The sequence below is a fragment of the Peptococcus simiae genome (assembly GCF_046569735.1).
In the GTDB taxonomy this organism is placed as follows: Bacteria; Bacillota; Peptococcia; order Peptococcales; family Peptococcaceae; genus Peptococcus; species Peptococcus simiae_A.
Genome location: NZ_JBKICG010000058.1, coordinates 1 through 302 on the forward strand (window position 1 = coordinate 1; position 302 = coordinate 302).

Here is a 302-nt window from a genome sequence, read left to right on the forward strand (position 1 = left end):
TTTCAGCATTATAGAGAGGAAGCATTAGAAAATATCCGTAGTGAATTAGGTATTGAGGAACGGATCAATCGATCTATTCAGGCTGAAGGGATGTTTTCAAAGCTGAAAGATGGCCTTAAATACAATCGCTTTCGCCACAAAGGGCTAGAAAGTATTGTCGCAGAGATAAACCTTATGGCCATAGCTATGAACCTTAATACACTGCTGAGCAAAATAAAAAAAGGCTGCCAAGGCCCCATTCGATACCAAAAAGCAGTCTAGTAAAATACAAAAAACGAAAATGAGAAGGGGGGCTTATATTT

1 protein-coding gene is annotated in these 302 nt (G+C 38.7%); it reads left to right on the plus strand.

Annotated elements, in window-relative coordinates; all coding sequences use genetic code 11:
• On the plus strand, nt 1–261 hold a 261-nt coding region (locus tag ACLGL1_RS09855), incomplete at its 5' end, for a transposase (protein ID WP_411008494.1).
• Nucleotides 262–302 lie beyond the last annotated feature (41 nt).